The sequence below is a fragment of the Variovorax sp. J22P240 genome, assembly GCF_030316855.1.
Classification (GTDB): domain Bacteria; phylum Pseudomonadota; class Gammaproteobacteria; order Burkholderiales; family Burkholderiaceae_C; genus Variovorax.
Map to the genome: position 1 here is coordinate 11,899 of NZ_JASZYR010000022.1, position 18,248 is coordinate 30,146.

General features: G+C 67.3%; 16 protein-coding genes. 9 read left to right on the forward strand and 7 right to left on the reverse strand.

The genetic code is table 11. The features are described from left to right. Complete coding sequence (locus QTI24_RS29025; protein ID WP_286605220.1) at nt 1-3,120, reverse strand: autotransporter outer membrane beta-barrel domain-containing protein; 3,120 nt, start codon at nt 3,118-3,120, stop codon at nt 1-3. A gap of 225 nt (nt 3,121-3,345) precedes the next feature. On the opposite strand from QTI24_RS29025, the gene QTI24_RS29030 reads away from it, so the two are divergent. Beyond that, a complete protein-coding gene (locus tag QTI24_RS29030) occupies nt 3,346-4,020 on the forward strand; it encodes a histidine phosphatase family protein (protein WP_286605221.1) in 675 nt (224 codons plus the stop codon). Here the strand turns inward: QTI24_RS29030 and cutA are convergent. From cutA to QTI24_RS29045, 3 genes are read right to left on the reverse strand one after another with little or no spacing between them, the layout of a single operon-like run. Next, nucleotides 4,011-4,343 carry a divalent-cation tolerance protein CutA gene (gene cutA, locus QTI24_RS29035; protein ID WP_286605222.1) on the reverse strand — a complete coding sequence of 111 codons (333 nt, stop codon included), beginning with the start codon at nt 4,341-4,343 and terminating at the stop codon, nt 4,011-4,013. The two genes, QTI24_RS29030 and cutA, sit on opposite strands and share 10 nt — an antisense overlap. A gap of 16 nt (nt 4,344-4,359) precedes the next feature. Next, nucleotides 4,360-4,701: a hypothetical protein gene (locus QTI24_RS29040; RefSeq protein ID WP_286605223.1), complete on the reverse strand. Its 342-nt coding sequence runs from the start codon at nt 4,699-4,701 to the stop codon at nt 4,360-4,362. Nucleotides 4,702-4,722: 21 nt separating this feature from the next. Beyond that, entirely contained in the window at nt 4,723-4,968 is a 246-nt protein-coding gene (locus tag QTI24_RS29045; RefSeq protein ID WP_286605224.1) for a GlsB/YeaQ/YmgE family stress response membrane protein, read from the reverse strand. A gap of 124 nt (nt 4,969-5,092) precedes the next feature. Between QTI24_RS29045 and QTI24_RS29050 the strand changes: the two genes are divergently transcribed. Next, complete coding sequence (locus QTI24_RS29050; protein ID WP_286605225.1) at nt 5,093-5,722, forward strand: YbhB/YbcL family Raf kinase inhibitor-like protein; 630 nt, start codon at nt 5,093-5,095, stop codon at nt 5,720-5,722. 13 nt (nt 5,723-5,735) lie between these two features. Here QTI24_RS29050 and QTI24_RS29055 read toward each other — a convergent pair whose 3' ends face one another. Together QTI24_RS29055 and QTI24_RS29060 are read right to left on the reverse strand one after the other, a co-directional pair. Next, nucleotides 5,736-6,563, reverse strand: a complete 828-nt coding sequence (locus QTI24_RS29055; protein WP_286605226.1) for a creatininase family protein — start codon at nt 6,561-6,563, stop codon at nt 5,736-5,738. A gap of 45 nt (nt 6,564-6,608) precedes the next feature. After that, nucleotides 6,609-7,949 (reverse strand): PQQ-dependent sugar dehydrogenase, encoded by a 1,341-nt coding sequence (locus QTI24_RS29060; protein WP_286605227.1) that lies wholly within the window; start codon nt 7,947-7,949, stop codon nt 6,609-6,611. A gap of 138 nt (nt 7,950-8,087) precedes the next feature. Between QTI24_RS29060 and QTI24_RS29065 the strand changes: the two genes are divergently transcribed. From QTI24_RS29065 to QTI24_RS29095, 7 genes are all read left to right on the forward strand, one after another. Further along, a complete protein-coding gene (locus tag QTI24_RS29065; RefSeq protein WP_286605228.1) occupies nt 8,088-8,834 on the forward strand; it encodes an alanyl-tRNA editing protein in 747 nt (248 codons plus the stop codon). Nucleotides 8,835-8,940: 106 nt separating this feature from the next. Next, a complete protein-coding gene (locus QTI24_RS29070; RefSeq protein ID WP_286605264.1) occupies nt 8,941-11,064 on the forward strand; it encodes a protein-disulfide reductase DsbD family protein in 2,124 nt (707 codons plus the stop codon). Between the two features lie 104 nt (nt 11,065-11,168). Further along, complete coding sequence (locus tag QTI24_RS29075) at nt 11,169-11,861, forward strand: redoxin domain-containing protein (protein ID WP_286605229.1); 693 nt, start codon at nt 11,169-11,171, stop codon at nt 11,859-11,861. Nucleotides 11,862-11,936: 75 nt separating this feature from the next. Next, the gene (locus tag QTI24_RS29080; RefSeq protein ID WP_286605230.1) at nt 11,937-12,356 is read left to right on the forward strand and encodes a CoA-binding protein; all 420 of its coding nucleotides are present in this window, start codon (nt 11,937-11,939) and stop codon (nt 12,354-12,356) included. Between the two features lie 48 nt (nt 12,357-12,404). Then, entirely contained in the window at nt 12,405-13,508 is a 1,104-nt protein-coding gene (hemE, locus tag QTI24_RS29085) for a uroporphyrinogen decarboxylase (protein WP_286605231.1), read from the forward strand. Between the two features lie 371 nt (nt 13,509-13,879). Continuing rightward, nucleotides 13,880-15,988, forward strand: coding sequence for a replication restart helicase PriA (gene priA / locus QTI24_RS29090; protein ID WP_286605232.1), 2,109 nt, complete (start codon nt 13,880-13,882; stop codon nt 15,986-15,988). Between the two features lie 425 nt (nt 15,989-16,413). Next, a complete protein-coding gene (locus tag QTI24_RS29095) occupies nt 16,414-17,109 on the forward strand; it encodes a hypothetical protein (protein ID WP_286605233.1) in 696 nt (231 codons plus the stop codon). Between the two features lie 9 nt (nt 17,110-17,118). Here the strand turns inward: QTI24_RS29095 and QTI24_RS29100 are convergent, their stop codons facing one another. Further along, complete coding sequence (locus QTI24_RS29100; protein ID WP_286605234.1) at nt 17,119-18,129, reverse strand: AEC family transporter; 1,011 nt, start codon at nt 18,127-18,129, stop codon at nt 17,119-17,121. Between the last annotated feature and the right edge of the window lie 119 nt (nt 18,130-18,248).

The following is an 18,248-nucleotide window of genomic DNA, read 5'->3' on the forward strand; positions in this document are numbered from 1 at the left end:
TCACCAGCGCACGCGCATCCCGACCGCGCCCTGCACCGAGGCCTTCACCTCCGTGTCGCCGCTGGTGCTGAACAGCCTGCCGATTTCGCCGTAGACGCTCACGCTCCGCGAGAGCGCCAGCGTGAAGCCGCCCGCCAACTCCATCGAGGTGTAGCTGGCCGCACTGGCGATGTCGGTGAACGCGGCAGGCCCGATGAAGCGCGCGATGGTGTTGCCGCCGGTGCCATGGATCACGGCGACGCGGCCATAGGGTTGCAGACGACCGGCCGAAGTCGCGAAGTCGCCTTTCACTCGAACGCCGAGCCCGCCCGTCCAGCTGTCCAGGTTGTCCTGCTGCACGAGTGCGCCCTGGATCACCATGTCATCGAGGTTTGCGTGGCTGTAGACCAGCTGCGCCTGCGGCTCGAGCGTCCAGCCATTGCCGAGCGCGAAGGCCTGCCCGACCTCCATCGCAGCCAGCAGGCTGTTGCCCTTGCCCGATGCCTCGAAGCCGCCGAGCGGCTGGATCGTGTAGCGCTGCGATCCGTACTGGAGCACGGTGTCCGCGTAGAAGCCGGTCGTGTTGGCGTAGGTGGCATAGGCGCCGAAGTAGCGGGAGCGCGTGTCGGTGCTTCCGACGGCGCGCCACAGGCCGCTGGCCAAACCGCTCACGTCGGAATTGCCGTCGAGCGTGCCGACATAGACGCCGGCGCGCCAGTCGCCGAGCGGGGACACGTAGAGATCGGTGCCGACCTGCACGCCGCTGACGTGGCCTTGGGTGGATGGATACACGGTTCCGTCCTGGCGGATATCGACGTCGCTGTAGACACCCCGCGCCCAGGCGTGGCGATCGGTCGTCAACGCACCTCCGACCGGCGTCAGGCTCGCGACAGCTGGGGCGCTGGCGTCGTCGTCGCCCAGGCGGGTATGCACGTTTCCGAGCATCGCCATGTCGTTCTGGCGCAATTGGGCCGGCATCGCCGCGAGCATGGGCACCTCGGCTCGATAGGCCGTCACTGGCCGGGGTGCCGGCGCTGGCGGCAGCGGCGCCGATGCCGAAGGCGCGGCAACCGAGGGCGATGCTGTGGCCGGTACCGGGGCCGGCGGAGCCGGAGGTGCGGGCGGAGCCGGAGGTGCGGGCGGAGCCGGGGGTGCAGGCGGTGCTGGCGGTGCCGGAGGCGGCGGCGGTGGTGGCGGTGGTGGCGGCGGAATGACCTGCGAGCGCAGATACCAGTTCTCACCCGCGCCTGCCGCATCCGCCGCGTACAGCCGGTACTCGAAGGCGCCTGCGTCTACATGGCCTCCGCTCAGCGCGAAGGCGCTGCGCGTCGTCTGCGCGGTCGTGGTGGCGCCGTTGATGGCAGAGATCACCTCGATCCCGTTGCCGGACGTCAGGCCACCGAGGCCGCCGATGTTGGTGATCTGGACATTGGTGCTTCCGGTCGCAGCCCCGCCGTCGAGGATCAGGCGGTCGGACGGACCCGCGGCGTCGAGCCTGGAAGCCAGGCGCAGCGTGCCGTTGTTGCCGACGTAGCCGCCGGTCACGCGCAGCTCCGTACCCGGCGTATTGCCGACGAGCGAGACCGTGCCGCTGTTCGACAGGGAGGCGACGGTCTGGTTGTGGCCCGCGAGGTCCAGGGTGGCGCCTGTCGCCACGATGTGCCCCGACCGCGCGCTCAGGACGTTCGGTGCTCCGGCGCGCAAGGTGCCCGCGTCGACGGTCGTGGGACCGGTGTAGGTGTTGGCACCGCCCAGCGTGAGCGTGCCGGTGCCGACCTTGGTCAGCGAGCCGCCCGTGTCGAAGACCGCGTAGTTGTACGGAATGACGGGGGCCGCCGGGTCGAGCGGAGGATTGACGGGAAAGTTGGCCGGCCCCTGGTCGGAGATCACTCCGTTGATCACGTCGTCCGGCCGGTTCAGGGCCCCGACGGTCAGGTTCTTCGAGCCCAGGGTCACGTTGCCGGCGCCGGACAGCGAACCGACCGACACGGACGTGGCCACTTCGTGCACGTAGAGCCTGCCGCCCAAGCCGTTGTCGATCGTCGCGCCGCTCAGGTCGGGCGTGTTCGCCAGGTAGACCTGTCCGGCGTTGTTGTGCACGACGGTGTTACCGCCGTTGCTGTTGACGTTGAAGTAGACGCGCCCGTGGTTGTTCTGGATCGTCGAGTCGGCGGCCGTCGCATTCCGCCCGAAGATCAGGTACGACCCGGCGCCGTTGAGCTCCAGTCTCAACGCGCCGGCACTGGAGCCGTTGCCCAGCACGTCGGTGTTGAACTGGATGCCGCTGTTCGTGCCGAAGTAATCCGTGCTGGTCTTCACGGTGATCGCAAGATTGCCCGCGCTTGCGCCGAGGAACTCCAGTTGCGCGTTCGAGTAGATCTCGACTGGGCCCGTGCCGAGCGAGCCCGTGGTCCCTGTGGACACGCTCATGCGGCCGCCCGCAGCCTTGCCCTCGATGAGGGTGCCGCCCAGGTAACTGTTGCCCGCGTTGTCGATGCGCAGACGCTGGTCTTCGGCGTTGCTCGTGCCGGAGTTGACGAGCCTGAGCTGTCCTGCACCGGAGATCGCGCCATTCAACGCGTTCGACGTGGAGTCCTTGACGTCGATCGTGCCGCCACCCGCGCCGAGCGTGATGGCGCGAGCCGTGATGAAGGGCGCGGGGCTGGGAGTCGGGGTGCCGATGCGCAGCGTGCCGTTGTCGATGGCGATCGTGCCAACCGTTGCGATGGCCGGGTCGGTATTGCCCAGGTCAGCGTCGGTGCGGACCTGCAACGTGCCGGCGTTGATCGTGGTCGTGCCTCGGTAGGTATTGGCCCCGCCCAACACAAGCGTGCCGGCGCCGGTCTTGGTGATGCCGCCCGCACCGCTGATGTCGCCTGACTGCGTCGCAACGGCCGTGTCGTCGCCGAGGGTGTTGAGCGTGGCTGACGACGTGGTGACGACCAACGGCGTCGCATTGTTGTCGCCATTGGCGTAGTCGCGCGTCTGTGCTGCGCCGAGGCCGGGGAAGGCGCCCAGTCCGAGCATCAGCGTCGTAGCGACGAGGCCGCCGGAGCGCTTGCCCCGCGTGGCCGTGATCTCCGAGACGGCCACCCACGCATCGAGGGCGTGATTCCAGACGCTGCGATATGACTTGTTCATGCTCCTGCGGTCCTTTTTTGGGCTCCATGCCGGACGTATATGTGCGCGGCGCGCAACATCTTGCGTCAACTAAAGTGTTCATTCTTACATATTGAGAACTTTATGGCTCATGCTCTTACACTTCTGTTGCCCGTGCCGCACGCAACGGCAAATTTGCTACGAAATCGATAGCACCCGTCGCCGCCGCGACGGACCCAAGCCAAGTCCGTTGGCAGAATCCCGCGCATGGGAACCCTCTATCTTGTGCGCCACGGCCAAGCCAGCTTCGGCGCGGCCGACTACGACAACCTCAGCGAACTAGGCCGCAAGCAGTCCGTGCGGCTCGGCGAGTACTGGCGTGAACGCGGGATGACCTTCGACGCGGTCATCACCGGCACCCTGAAGCGGCACCGGCAAACCTGGGAGGGAATCGCCGAAGGACTGGGCCTGCAGCGCGACGATGTCCTGCCCTGGCCCGGCCTCAACGAATACGACAGCGAGGCCGTGATCGCGACCATCCACCCCGAGAAATTGCAGAAGCCGGACACGCCGGAGATGTACCGCCATCACTTCCGGCTGCTGCGCGACGGCCTCGGCGCCTGGATGCAAGGCCGCACGGAACCCCGGGGCATGCCCAGCTACGTCGATTTCCTGGCCGGCGTGACCACTGCGCTCGACCACGTGCGCGACAAGCACCACGGCGCGAAAGTGCTGGTGGTGTCGAGCGGCGGACCGATCAGCACCGCGGTCGGGCATGTGCTGGGCACCCGTCCCGAAACCACAATCGAATTGAACCTTCGCATCCGCAACACCGCGGTCACGGAATTCGCGTTCACGCCCAAGCGCCACATGCTTGTGACCTACAACACGCTGCCGCACCTGGACGGGCCGGCGTACGAGGGCTGGGTCACCTATTCCTGAGCGGGCGGCGCACTGCCCGCCGCGAGCCAGTGCAAGTAGTCGGCCGAGCCGGCCGTGATCGGCACCTGCACGATCTCCGGCGTCTGGTAGCTGTGCCGCTCGCGAATGAAGGCTTCCAGCACCGCGTAGCGTGCAGCGAGCGTCTTGATGTGAAGCACCCACTCGGGCTCACGGCGCAGTTCGCCCTGCCAGGCATAGACGCTGCGCACGCGCTGAATCTGCACGCAAGCACCCAGTTGCGCCTCGACGATGGCGGTCGCCAGAGCCTCGGCTTCGTCCTCGGTGCCGATGCTGGTCATCACGATGCAGGCAATGGGGTTCATGCGCACCTCCGGAGAATCAGGCTTGCCATACGCCGTAACCGGCCTCGCGCAGCGCAATACCCAGTTCGACTTCCATGTCCCGCGCAGCCTCGTACGGCATGGGGTTGTACATCGCATAGAGAGCCGGCAACAGGCGCAGGCCGTAGTCGCGCACAAAGCCGTTGGCCTGAATGCCGGCCTTGTGCTTGTCGAAGCGCACGTCCGGGTCCAGTCCGGTCATGCCGACGTAGACGAATGGCATGCCCAGGCGGTAGTCAGGATTGGCCCGCCGGAAGCGCGCCACGTTCCAGACGCGGTCGTCCAGCTCGACCACGTACACATAGTGATGGTGACGGCTGCGCGTCTTGCGAACCGGCATCCGGAACGCTGCCTGCCGATCTCACTTGCGCTTGATCAGCCCGTAGATGAAAAGCAGCACGATCGCGCCGACCACCGACGCGATGAATCCCGCCCCCTGGCCTGCCGTGTACCAGCCCATGGCCTGCCCGAGGTAGGTCGCGATGAGCGAACCGGCAATGCCGATCAGCGTGGTCACGATGAACCCGGCCGAGTCATCGCCGGGTTTGATGGCGCGCGCCACGAGGCCCGCAACGAAGCCAATCAGAATGGTCCAGACGATGCTCATAGGTTCCCTTTGTATTTGGTTGTGATCGAGGCGCGATTTTCATGATAGCGGAGCCCGCCTGCGCGCAGGCCGCTCCTGCTCCCGTCCTACACACATTTAGAAGCGCCCACGCTATACCAGCACCATGCTGGAAAAGCTCCCTGACGCCATCGGCCACGCGTTGCACGACGTGCGCGCGGGCCTGGACGAAATCGCATTCAACACGCTGGGCCTGCGCGAAGGAATGGCTTCCATCACGGTCGCCAGCCTGGCCTTTGCCGATCACGCGCCAATACCGCCGCGCTACACGGCCGACGGCGAAGGGGTATCGCCGCCCGTGCAGTGGATCGGCGTGCCGCCCGGCGCCGCCTCGCTGGTGTTGATGGTGGAGGACGCTGATTCGCCGACGCCGCACCCGATGGTGCATGCGATCGCTGTCGACCTGCCCGCGGCAGACGGCAGTCTGCAGGAAGGGGCGCTTCCAAGCGCCGACCACGAAGGGATTGGGCTCCATGCGGGCCGCAATTCCTTTCTCCAGTCGGCCTGGATGCCACCGGATCCGCCGCCGGGCCACGGCGTGCACCGCTACGCGTTCCAGGTTTTCGCGCTGGGCACGGCGCACGAGTTCTCTGCAACGCCGGGACGCGACGAGGTGTTCGACGCACTGAAGGCGCACGCCATTGCGAGCGGCTTGCTGATCGGCACGTGCGAGCGGCCGGACGGTTCGATCAAGATCGAAGAAGCCGCACCTTCGGGTCCGTTGATCGCGGGCTGAACTGCGTGGCCTGTCAGCGTGGCGGCTGCAAGGGGTCCGTGTGGGCCGTGCTCAGCGGCAGCCGCGAAACCTCGGCGAGCAATGCCGCCAATTGCACGGCGGCGGCATTGACCAGCGCATGCCCCTTTTCCGCCGTGGCCGCGGCGGCGTTGCCTGCGGCGCCATCGGGGTTGTAGTCCTCCATCGCCCAGCCGAGCTTGGCGCTTCGGCCGTTGCCGAGGATGGCGTAGTCGGCGGCACGCTGGCGCGAGGTCGACCCGAAGTCACGCGCGGCGTCCATCGTCACCTGGTCCGGCGCGAGCGCCAGCATCATCGAGGTTTCCATGTCGCCCGCGTGCACGCCGAACCGATGCTCGTCGGCGCTGAACTGTGCGCCCGCATCGCCGAGCGGCAGGTTGAACCAACTCACGCTGTAGACGATCAGGCCGTGCGTCGCGCGCAACTCGCGCGCGACGATGTCCATGGCGCCGGTGTGTCCGCCGTGCGCATTGAAGAGCACGAGCTTTCTCACGCCCGAGCGCGCCACGCCTGCCCCGATCTCGCTCCAGAGGCGGATCAGGGTCTCGGACGAAAGGGTCAAGGTGCCGGGAAAGCGCACGTGCTCCGGGCTCAGGCCGATCTGCTGCGTGGGCAGGAAGAGCACAGGCAACTCCGCGGGCAGAAACGGCAGCGCGGCGGCCACGATGCCATCGGCCAGGGTCGAATCCACGTTGAGGGGCAGATGCGGACCATGCTGCTCAGTGGCGCCGAGCGGCAGCACCGCAACCGTCGTCGCCGGATCGAGCGCACCGAAATCGCGCGTCGTGAGTTGAGACCAGAAGCGGCTGGCATGAGCTGTCATGCGGCGATCTTAGTGGTCCGAGCAGATCACGGGTTCTGACCACGGTCACTTTCTCTTGACGCGCCAGACGGTGTTGCCGACATCGTCCGCAACCAGCAGAGCGCCGCTCTTGTCGAGCGCTACGCCGACGGGGCGGCCTTGCGCCTTCTCGTCGGCATCGAGGAAGCCGGTGAGGAAGTCGACCGGGGCCCCACTCGGCCGGCCGCCGATGAAAGGGACGAACACGACCTTGTAGCCCGACAGCGGCTTGCGGTTCCACGAGCCGTGTTGGCCGACGAAGACGCCGCTCGCGAATTCGGCCGGCATGCCCCGAGAGTTGGAGAAGACCATGCCCAGCGGCGCCACGTGGGAGCCGAGCGCGTAGTCGGGCACGACGGCCTTGGCCACCATGTCCGGCCGCTGGGGATTGACGCGCGCATCGACATGGCCGCCGTAGTAGCTCCAGGGCCAGCCGTAGAAGGCGCCCTCCTTCACGGAGGTGAGGTAGTCGGGCACGAGATCGCTGCCGATCTCGTCGCGTTCGTTCACGACCGTCCAGAGCACGTTGGTGTCGGGCTCCCAGCCCATGCCGTTGGGATTGCGAAGACCGCCGGCAAAGAGCCTTCTCTCGCCGCTGGCCACGTCGACTTCCCAGATCGATGCGCGCCCCTCTTCCGCCGCGAGGCCGTTCTCGCCCACGTTGCTGTTGGAGCCGACCGTCACGTAGAGCATGGTGCCCTCGCGATTGGCGACGACGTTCTTGGTCCAATGGTGGTTGACGCCGGCGGGCAGGTCGGTCACTTTGGCGGGCGAGGCGGTGATCGAAGTCTGGCCCGCCACATAAGGCACCTTGACCAGGGCGTCCGCATTGGCGATGAACAGCTCGTTGCCGACCAGCACGACGCCAAAGGGCGAATTCAGGTTCTGCATGAACTGCTGGCGCACTTCGGCGACGCCGTCGCCGTCGGCATCGCGCAGCAAGGTGATGCGGTTGGGGCTCGGCACCTGGGCGCCGGCGCGCTTCATGACGGAGCCCATCACCATCGAGCGGGCCCGCGCGTAGAGGCCGTCGCCGCCGTCCTTGGCGCCTTCCGGCTTGGGCGGCTTGTTGCTCTCGACGACCAGCACGTCGCCGTTGGGCAGGACGTACACCCAGCGCGGATGGTCCAGCCCCCGCGCCAGCGCCGTCACGGTGAAGCCCTCGGGCGCATTCGGCCCCGCGGTGTCGGTCCAGCCAACGGCGGGCGCGATGTTCACCGTGGGAATCAGGGTCTTGTTGGGCGCAGGCAGTTGCGGCGTGGGGCCGATGCCGGCCTCCGGCGGCAGCCGGGCAGTCTCCCCGCAGGCGGCCATCAGCACGGCGGCGGTCAACGAAGCGCAGCGCAGGATGCGGATGGCGGGTGTCATGGTCCAAGTCCTTCAATGGCTGGGGCGGGGGGATCGCGTCTTTCCCGATGATCGGGTCGCAGCGGGTGGCGGCTGTCGGCTGTGGGCGCTTTCTGGCGTGGGCGCACCCCGGTGTGGCGTCGCCGCTACCATCGGGCGATGACCGACGACCTGTTCCGTTCCGACGCCTACCTGCGCGAGTGCGAAGCCCGCTTCGTGCGCATCCACGAGGACGGCATCGTGCTCGACCGCACCGTGTTCTACCCGCTGGGAGGCGGGCAGGCCGGGGACAGCGGCCGGCTGGCGCTCCCCGACGGGCGTGAAATTGCCATTGCAGACACCCGCAAGGCCAAGGATGCCGAGGGCAGGCCGACCGACGAGATCCTTCATGTCCCGGCGCCCGAGCAAGCCCCCCTGCTGAGTGCTCTGAAGCCGGGAGACACGGTGACCGCGCGCATCGACTGGGAGCGCCGCCACAAGCTGATGCGTTTCCACACGGCCACGCACCTGCTGTGCCACCTGGTTCCGCAACCGGTCAACGGCTGTTCGATCACGCCCGACTACGCGCGGCTCGACTTCCACATGACCGAACCGCTCGACAAGGAGGCTCTCACCGCCGGCCTGATCCGCCTGGTGGAGGCTGGCCATCCGCTGGTCGTGGGCGCCATCACCGATGCCGAACTGGACGCCAACCCGGCGCTGGTCAAGAGCATGAGCGTGCAGCCGCCGCGCGGCACGGGCACGGTGCGGACGATTCGCATCGGCAGCGAGGCCGAATCGATCGATTTCCAGCCCTGCGGCGGCACGCACGTGGCGAATACGCGCGAAATCGGCACGGTCGTAGTGACCAAGATCGAGAAGAAGAGCGCCAACAGCCGCCGCGTGGTGCTTGGGTGGGCGGTGTGAGCGCAGGCCGGAACTTCACCCGACCGACCCGCTCCGACTGAACGGCATGGCACTCTTCTCCCCTCTTCGTCTCGCGGGCCTTCTGCTCGCCACCCTCGCAGCCTGTATGCCGGCGGCCGCGCAGTTGTCCTCCCGCATCGGGTCCGTGGTCACGACGCCCCATGTGCGGGCCGAGTTGATGGCCCATGCGCCGGACGGCGTCTCCCCCGGCGCGCCGGTCTGGGTCGGCCTGCAGATTACGCACCAGCCCGAGTGGCACACCTACTGGAAGAACGCCGGCGACTCCGGCCTGCCGACCGACCTCACGTGGTCGCTGCCGCCGGGCGTATCGAACGGCGACATCGCGTGGCCGGTGCCGAGGAAGATCCCGATCGGCAACCTCGCCAACTACGGCTACGAAGGCACGGTGCTGCTGCCGGTGCCGCTGACCATCGCGCCCGACTTCAAGGCGCCCACGTCCCTCACGGGCGCGGCCGAACTCGACGTGCGCCTCAAAGCCTCCTGGCTGGTCTGCCGCAAGGAATGCATCCCCGAGGAGGGCGAGTTCCAGCTCAAGCTGCCGCTGCAAGGTTCGACGGCGCTGCACAAGGCCGAGTTCGATGCCGCACTGGGCGCGCAGCCCGCTGCGCTTTCGAAGCCCGGTGAAATCGCCATTGCCGGCGACAAGCTGCAGATCCGGCTCGACGGCCTGCCCGCATCTGTCCGCGGCAAGACGCTGGAGTTCTTCCCCGAAACGCCCGAGGTGGTCCACACCGCCGCAGTGCTCGGCAAAGACTGGACGCAATCGTGGCAAGGCGACACATGGACCGCGAACGTGCCGCTCGCCGACCAGCGCAGTGCCAGCCCCTTGGTGATGCCTGTGGTCGTCGCGCTGGCGGCGGCAGATCGGCAAGCCGGCCAGCCCATCGCCTGGCGCGCCGAGGCGCCGGTGAGCGGCAACTGGCCCACCGTGGCGCCCAAAGCGCAGGTATCGCCGGCGCTGAAGGCCGCGCTCGAAGCCAACACCGCCGCACCGCCGCCGGCTCGGACCACCGGCACCTTTGTCGCCGCCTTGCTGGGCGCTCTGATTGGCGGCCTTCTGCTGAACCTCATGCCTTGCGTGTTTCCGGTGCTGGCGATCAAGGTGCTCAGCTTCACCCGGCACGCGGAGGACCGGCGCGGCCACCGACTGGCCGCGATGGCCTATGCGGGCGGCGTGATCCTCTCCTGCCTGGCGCTGGGGGGCGCCATGCTCGCGCTGCGCGCGGCGGGCGCGCAACTCGGCTGGGGCTTCCAGCTCCAGTCGCCCGCGGTGGTCGCGGTGCTGGCCGGGCTGTTCACGCTGATCGGGCTGAATCTGGCGGGCGTCTTCGAGTTCGGCAACGTGGCACCGGCCTCGCTCTGCGGGGCACAGGCACGGCATCCGGTGGCGAATGACTTCCTGTCGGGGGTGCTCGCCGTCGTCATCGCCTCGCCCTGCACGGCTCCGTTCATGGGTGCGTCGCTGGGTTTCGCGATCGGGCTGCCCGCAGCGCAGGCACTGTTGATGTTCGCGATGCTTGGCCTGGGGCTCGCGCTTCCCTATATCGCAGCAGGGTTCGTTCCGGCGGTCGCCCGCCTGCTGCCGAAGCCCGGCGCCTGGATGAACACCTTGCGCCGCCTGCTGGCGTTCCCGATGTTCGCGACGGTCGCCTGGCTGGTTTGGGTGCTGGGCCAGCAAAGCGGCATCGACGGGGCCGGCGCACTGCTGGGCCTGCTGGTGTGTCTGGCGGCCATCGTCTGGGCGCTGACCTTGCGTGGACGCACCCGCATGGTGGTGACCGGTCTGGTGCTCGCGACCACCGCGGCGCTGGCCGGCGCGATCGGCGGCAACGTGGTCCGGCCCGTCGAACCCGTCGCGGCTGCGTCGAGCGAGCGCTGGCAGCCCTGGTCCGCCGCGCGAGCGAGCGAACTCGCAGCGGCCGGACAGCCAGTGTTCGTGGATTTCACGGCCGCCTGGTGTGTAACTTGCCAATACAACAAGAGAAGCACACTGGCCGACGCCGCGGTGCTGGCCGATTTCGATGCGAAGAATGTCGCGATGCTCCGCGCCGACTGGACGCGCAGGGACCCCGCGATCACCGCAGCCCTCATGGCGCTGGGCCGCAGCGGCGTGCCGGTCTATGTGCTGCAGGCGCCCGGCAAGGCGCCGGTGGTGCTGACGGAAATACTCAGCAAGGACGAGGTGCGCGCGGCGCTCGCCGCCCTTTGAAGAATCTTTGACCATGCAGCGGTACGGGTTGTCACAAGCAGATGAAGAAACCGTTCTAAGCTGCGGTGGTTATTGAGATTTATCCACAGGAGATCAAGCTGACCATGTCTTCATCGTCGTCTTCCGAGTCGCGTTCCCGTCGTGCCGCGCGCAACGCCCGCGCCGCGCTCGACCGGGCTTCGCGCCGGGCGGTCATGACAGCCGCGGTGGCACTCGGTGCCACGTTCCTGATCAATTCCCACGCCCTCGCCGCACCGGCCGTGGGACAACCGGCGCCCGATTTCATCGGCGTCGACACCGCCGGCAAGCAGCACCGTCTCTCCGATTTCGCCGGCAAGTTCGTGGTGCTCGAATGGACCAACCCGGGCTGCCCCTTCGTGCGCAAGCACTACGGCAGCGGCAACATGCCTGCCACCCAGAAAGCCGCCACCGCCAAAGGCGTGGTGTGGCTCGCCATCAATTCCACCGAACGTGCCGCCAGCGACTACCTGAAGCCACCGGCGCTCGACGCCTGGATGAAGGACCAGTCCGGCGCCCCCACGGCCGTGCTCATGGACGAGGACGGCGTGATCGGCCGAACCTACGGCGCGCGGACGACCCCGCACATCTTCATCGTCGACCCCAAGGGCACGCTGGTCTACGCGGGGGGCATCGACAGCATTCCCTCGTCGCGCGCGGAGGACATCAAGTCCGCCACCAACTACGTGAACCAGGCGCTGGGCGAGGCCTTCGACGGCAAGACTATCAGCGCCGCGGCCACCCGGCCCTACGGCTGCTCGATCAAATACAAGAGTTGAGGCTGTCGGCCGCCGGCCTACCTGCGTAGGACAGCGATGGCTGGCGCTCGGCGATGGCCGGGCCACCATGTCCGCATGGACCAGACCGCCATCCCCAACGCCCCCATCGTCCCGCTGCTGAAGCGGAGCCGCACCATCGCTGTCGTCGGCCTCTCACCGAGGCCGCACCGCACGAGCCACGGGGTGGCCCAGTACATGAAGTCGGTCGGCTACCGGATCATTCCGGTCAATCCGAACGCCAGCGAGGTCTTCGGGGAAAAGGCGTACCCCACCCTCACCGCGGCGGCCAAGGTCGAGAAGATCGACCTCGTCGACGTGTTCCGCAATGCCGAGGACGTGCCGCCAGTGATCGACGAAGCCATTGCCATCGGCGCACCGGCCGTCTGGCTGCAGCTCGGCATCCGGCACGACGCAGCGGCCGCCAAGGCTCGCGCGGCCGGGCTGGAGGTGGTGCAGGATCGCTGCATCATGGTGGAGCACAGCAGGCTCTTCTAGGAAGGGAGAAGGGGCCGGCGCGCGGCGAGCCCCTGCGACAATCGCAGGATGCCTTTCGCACCCCTGAAGAACGACACCTTCCTGCGCGCCTGTTGGCGTCAGGCCACCGATCACACCCCTGTCTGGCTGATGCGCCAAGCCGGGCGCTACCTGCCCGAATACGTGGCCACGCGTGCCAAGGCCGGCAGCTTCATGGGCCTGGCCACCAACACCGACTACGCGACCGAGGTGACCCTGCAGCCCCTGGAGCGCTACCCGCTGGACGCGGCCATCCTGTTCTCGGACATCCTGACGGTTCCGGATGCGATGGGCCTGGGACTTTCGTTCGAAGCGGGGGAAGGTCCGCGCTTTGCGCGGCCGGTGCGCGACGCGGCATCGATTTCGGCGCTGGCCGTGCCCGACATGGACAAGCTCCGCTACGTCTTCGATGCGGTCGCGTCGATCCGGCGCGCGCTGGATGGCCGCGTGCCGCTGATCGGGTTTTCGGGCAGCCCGTGGACGCTCGCCTGCTACATGGTCGAAGGCGCCGGATCGAGCGACTACCGGCAGGTCAAGACGCTGCTCTACAGCCGCCCAGACCTGATGCACAAGCTGCTGACCGTGAACGCCGATTCAGTGGCCAGCTACCTCAATGGCCAGATCGACGCCGGCGCGCAGGCCGTGATGGTGTTCGACAGCTGGGGCGGCGTACTGGCCGATGGCGCCTTCCAGGAATTCAGCCTCGCCTACACCGCACGCGTGCTCTCGCAACTGAAGCGCGAAGGCGCCGACGGATTGCCCGTGCCGCGCATCGTGTTCACCAAGGGCGGCGGACTCTGGCTGCAGGACATGCGCTCGCTCGATTGCGAGGTGCTCGGACTCGACTGGACCGTCAACCTGGGCAGCGCCCGCTCACTCGTGGGCGAGGGGCCGGACGGCAAGGCCCTGCAAGGGAACATCGATCCCAACGTGTTGTTCGCACAGCCCGCGCAGATCGAGACGGAAGTGGCGAAGGTGCTTCAAAGCTTCGGCCGGCCGCACACCGATCACGCCACGAGCGGTCCCACGCACATCTTCAATCTGGGCCACGGCATCAGCCAGTTCACACCGCCGGATCACGTTGCCGCACTCGTTGCAGCGGTGCATGCCCAGTCCCGCGCACTGCGTGCATGAGCGTATTGTTATCACTTGTAAGCAACGAGAACGAGTCCGAAGCGTTTGTCAAGGACGAAAAAGCGTGAGGAGGGACTGACTTATGCACAAAACCCCTGTTGCGGTGCGCAAAACTTTATTTTGCCCATGCACCCCTGCTCCTAAAGCGATAGCGCGGCTAAGTCATTGATTTATATAGGTTTCGAACTTTGCTTTTTTTGCGTGCATTCCAGCCGGAGCCTTGATTCTCAAGGGCTCGCAGCGAGTCAAGCCCTGATATCAACAAAGTTATCCACAGAAAATCTGGATGGACTGCAAAGCGCAGACAAATCAACAACTTAGGTCGTTTTGCTCAAAGTCGCTTTAACAAACGCCCGTAGCGGGAGCCTGCTTTGAAATGGCGTGTGGACGTCGCGGTCCAGACCCCGGCCCACAGCGCATTAGGGGATGTCCTTAGCTACGCAAGTGTTGTGCCGATGCTTCCCGGGGCCTTGGTGCGGGTGCCGCTGGGCCGTCGCGAGGTTCTGGGCGTCGCATGGGCGGTGCATCCCGACGAGGACGAGGCTGCCCCGATGGAACTCAAGCCCGTCGGCGCGGTGCTGGACGGGCTCCCGCCGCTGGGCGATGCCTGGCGCGACCTGGTCGCTTTCGCGGCGCGCTATTACCAGCGCTCGCTGGGGGAAATCGCGCTCGCCGCCCTGCCGCCGCAACTCCGGGACCTGAGCACGGTCCAGCTGGCCCGGCGACTTAAGCGCCAAGGGGCTGCCGGCACACCGGCGGCCACGGGCGAAATTCCCCAGCCTGTGGCGCTCACCGACGAGCAAACCAGCGCACTCGCCCGTTTCGATGCCGAAACCGGCCCTTTCCTGCTGTTCGGCAGCACGGGCAGCGGCAAGACCGAGGTCTACCTGCGCGCCGTCGCGGCCTTGCTGGAACGCGACCCGAGCGCCCAGGCGCTGGTGATGGTGCCGGAGATCAACCTGACGCCCCAGCTCGAAGCGCGCTTCAAGGAGCGCTTCGACGGCCGTTTCGGCGCGGCTGCGGTGGTGTCGCTGCACAGCGGCATGACGAATCCGCAGCGCCTCGCGAGCTGGCTCGCAGCGCACAGCGGCACGGCGCGCATCGTGCTCGGCACGCGCATGGCGGTGTTCGCGTCGATGCCGGGCCTGAGGCTGATCGTGGTCGACGAGGAGCACGACCCCAGCTACAAGCAGCAGGAAGGCGCGCGTTATTCGGCGCGCGATCTCGCCGTGTGGCGCGGGCAGCGCGAAGGCGCCAAGGTGATGCTCGGATCCGCCACACCGTCGCTCGAAAGCTGGCACCAGAGCCGTCCGGCGCAGGGCGTGGATGCGGGAGGCCGCTATGTCCGGCTGGCGATGCCTTCGCGCATCGGCGCCAGCACGCTGCCGGCGGTGCGGCTGGTCGACATGAATCTGCAGCCGCCCAGGACGGTGCTGTCGGGCGCGCTGCTCGATGCGATCGGCCAGCGGATCGCGCGCGGCGAGCAGAGCATGGTGTTCCTGAACCGGCGCGGCTACGCGCCGGTGCTGGCCTGCGGCGATTGCGGCTGGAAGAGCGAATGTCCGCACTGCAGTGCCTACCGGGTGTTCCACAAGATCGACCGCACATTGCGTTGCCATCACTGCGGGTTCACCGAACGTGTGCCGCGCGCCTGTCCGGCCTGCGGGAATCTCGACGTCGCGCCGGTAGGCCGCGGCACTGAGCGGCTCGAAGAACATCTGGGCGAGCTGTTCGCTGCCGTCAAGCGGCCCGACGGCAGCGAGGTGCGTATTGCGCGCATCGACGCGGACAGCACCCGCAAGCAAGGCGCGCTCGAATCGCAGCTTGCGGCCGTACATTCCGGCGAAGTCGACGTGCTGGTCGGCACGCAAATGATCGCCAAGGGCCACGATTTCCGGCGCATCACGCTGGTGGCGGCCATCAATCCCGACGGGGCACTGTTCTCGAGCGACTTTCGCGCGCCCGAGCGCCTGTTCAGCCTGCTCATGCAATCGGCGGGTCGCGCGGGCCGCGATGCGGCGTATCTGTCCTCTCAGGGTGCCACGGCGGAGATGTGGATCCAGACCCATCACCCGCAGCATCCGCTCTTCGCGGCGTTGCGTCGGCATGACTATCCGGCTTTCGCGCAACAGGAACTCGACGATCGTGCGGCCGCCGGCATGCCGCCCTTCGCCTTCCAGGCGCTGCTGAGAGCCGATGCCCGAACGCAGGATGCGGCCCAGGCTTTCCTGAACGCCGCGAGCGTGTCGGCCGATGCGCTGGAAGGTGCCGACCGGGTCACTCGCTATCCGGCCGTTCCGCTGGCAATTCAGCGCGTGGCAAATGTGGAGCGCGCGCAGATGCTGCTTGAAAGCGCATCGCGCGCCGCGCTTCAGCGCGTACTCGCCGGCTGGCAACCTTTGTTGCACGAACTGCGGCGCGTGCCGGAAGGCAAGGGAGTGATTCGCTGGCTGGTCGACGTGGACCCGCACAGCATCTGAAGGCCAGCGGATCAGCGCAGGCTGACAGGCTCCTTGCCCATTTCGACGTATTGAAGGGCTGAGCGCCGTCGTCGGCCAGCCGAGCCTGGCCAGAACAGAAGTACAAGGCTCAGCATGCCTGCCGCCAGCGCACTACCCGCGCCCAGGGCTCCTACATGCCAAAGCCAGAAGGTGCTGGCGAGCCAAACCACCCACAGGACCCCGCGCAACCAAGTCGTCATGCCACTCTCCCGAGACAGGGATTCACTTTATCAGCGCCTCCGAGAACCTAAGTACTAACTAAAAGCAATAGTTAGCACTATCGGCCGCTTTCCGAGAACCGTGTGTAGGAAATACTCTGAAACAGTGGTTGACGTTGGGCCGAGACGCCGTTCAATCTTCAAGAAGGCGGGATTCAACCGAATTTCGCGATAAGGGGGAACAAAGTGAAAACGCCGGTCGGGATCGTCTGGGTTCTTTCGTTCGTCTTTACGGCCGGAGGCGCGAATGCGGCCGAGCTAGAACTAGAGGGCAGCCGTCTCGTGGTCAGCGGCATGCTGGACGGTAGCGCCATCAGGGCGTTCGAGGACCACCTGGCCAGCGGCAAGATCCGGACCGTGGTGTTCGAGAACTCGCTGGGCGGATCGCCTGAGGTCGCGCGTGACTTCGCGCAGGCGATCCGGGCCACGAACGTCAACACCGAAGCGAAAGGGCAGTGCCACGCCGCCTGCGCCTACGCCTTCCTGGCAGGCAAGGAGCATCGCTTCGGGCGCGGATTCCAGGTCAACGGCCTGCTGATTCCGGTGTCGCAGCGTCCGAGGCCGGCCGATCTGGTCAGCCGCTGGAGCGGAGAGGATGGCTTGAGGACGCTGGCCGACTTCACAGCGCCGGCGGGTGCTTCCGCAGTGTCCGCCGAGTCCCCTGCCTCCGGGGCCGCCGATGCGACGCCCGCCGCCATGCCGGCCTCAGCCCCCAAGGAGCGTTGGCAGCCGAACCAGGGCGTGCTCTTCACCTCCACGCCGACGCTCTTCGGCCGCGTCTACAACAGCTTCTACTGCGATGGCACGCAGGGCCGCGACATGTCGCGCTGCGAACTGCTGTCCGACGCGGACCCCTACAAGCTCGGCGTGCTGACGCCGTAGCGCCAGCCGCTACTGCAGCCAGCCGACCGCCAGCGGAAAGGTGAAGAAAGCCGCGACGGTCGTCCAGAGAATGATGCGGGCGACCCGTCCGTTGTCGGCGCCAAAGCGCTCGGCCAGCATCGACACATTGCTCGCGCTGGGCAATGCGGCCACCAGCACGATGGTGACCAGGGCCTGTCGCTCCAGCGGCAGCCCCATCGCCATCGCGCCCTTCGCGACGCCGTAGACCAGCAGTGGATGCGCCACTAGCTTGATCGCCACCACCGGCAGCACGTCGCGCAACGGCGCCTGCCGGGTCGGCGACGTTGCGCCGCCCATGGCCTCGGCGACCACTGCGCTGGCGCGATGCTCGCGCGCCAGCAGGGCCGAGCGTGCCAGCACGGCGCCGATCGTGAACAAGGCCACCGGGGACGCGGCCTCGGCCAGCATCGTGACCGTGCGATCCACCGGACCCGGCAGCGACAGCCGGCTGGCGGACGCCGCGGCCCCCAGCAGGATGGCCCAGGGCATCGGGTTCTGGAGGATGCCGCGCAGCGCCTGCCGCACCGCTTTGGCCGCGCCGTGCTCGTCGGCACCGTCGAGGCGCGACAGGAAGATGCACAGCGATGAAGTCACGATCATGTCGAACGCGATGCTGATGATCGTCGGCGAGGCCGCCTGTGCGCCGAGGATCGCCACGAGCAAGGGCACGCCCATGAAGCCCGTGTTCGGGAAGGCCGCCACCAGCGCGCCGAAGGCCGCGTCGTTCCAACCGATGCGCTCATTGCGACTCAACGCCACCGTGGCCCCGACGACGATCAGCGCACTGACGCCCCAGATCAGCGCGACGGCGCCATCCAGCAGTTGGTCGATCGGCGCGCCCGCGCCGAAGCGGAACAGCATGCAAGGCAGCGCGAAGTACAGGACGAAGACATTGAGCCCCGGGATCGCCGCAAGGGGCAGTGCTCCGCTGCGGGCGGCGGCATAGCCGGCAGCGATCAATGCGAAGAAGGGGACGGTGACGAGAAATATCTGGAGCACGCGGCGATTGTGCTTGGCCGCGCAACATCGACGAATGGACGCCAATCTGCGCCTGCCTAGCACATCGGCGGGCTTCGGCGCGCGCAGCGCCCCCGTATCATTGCGCGCTTTGCGCCTCC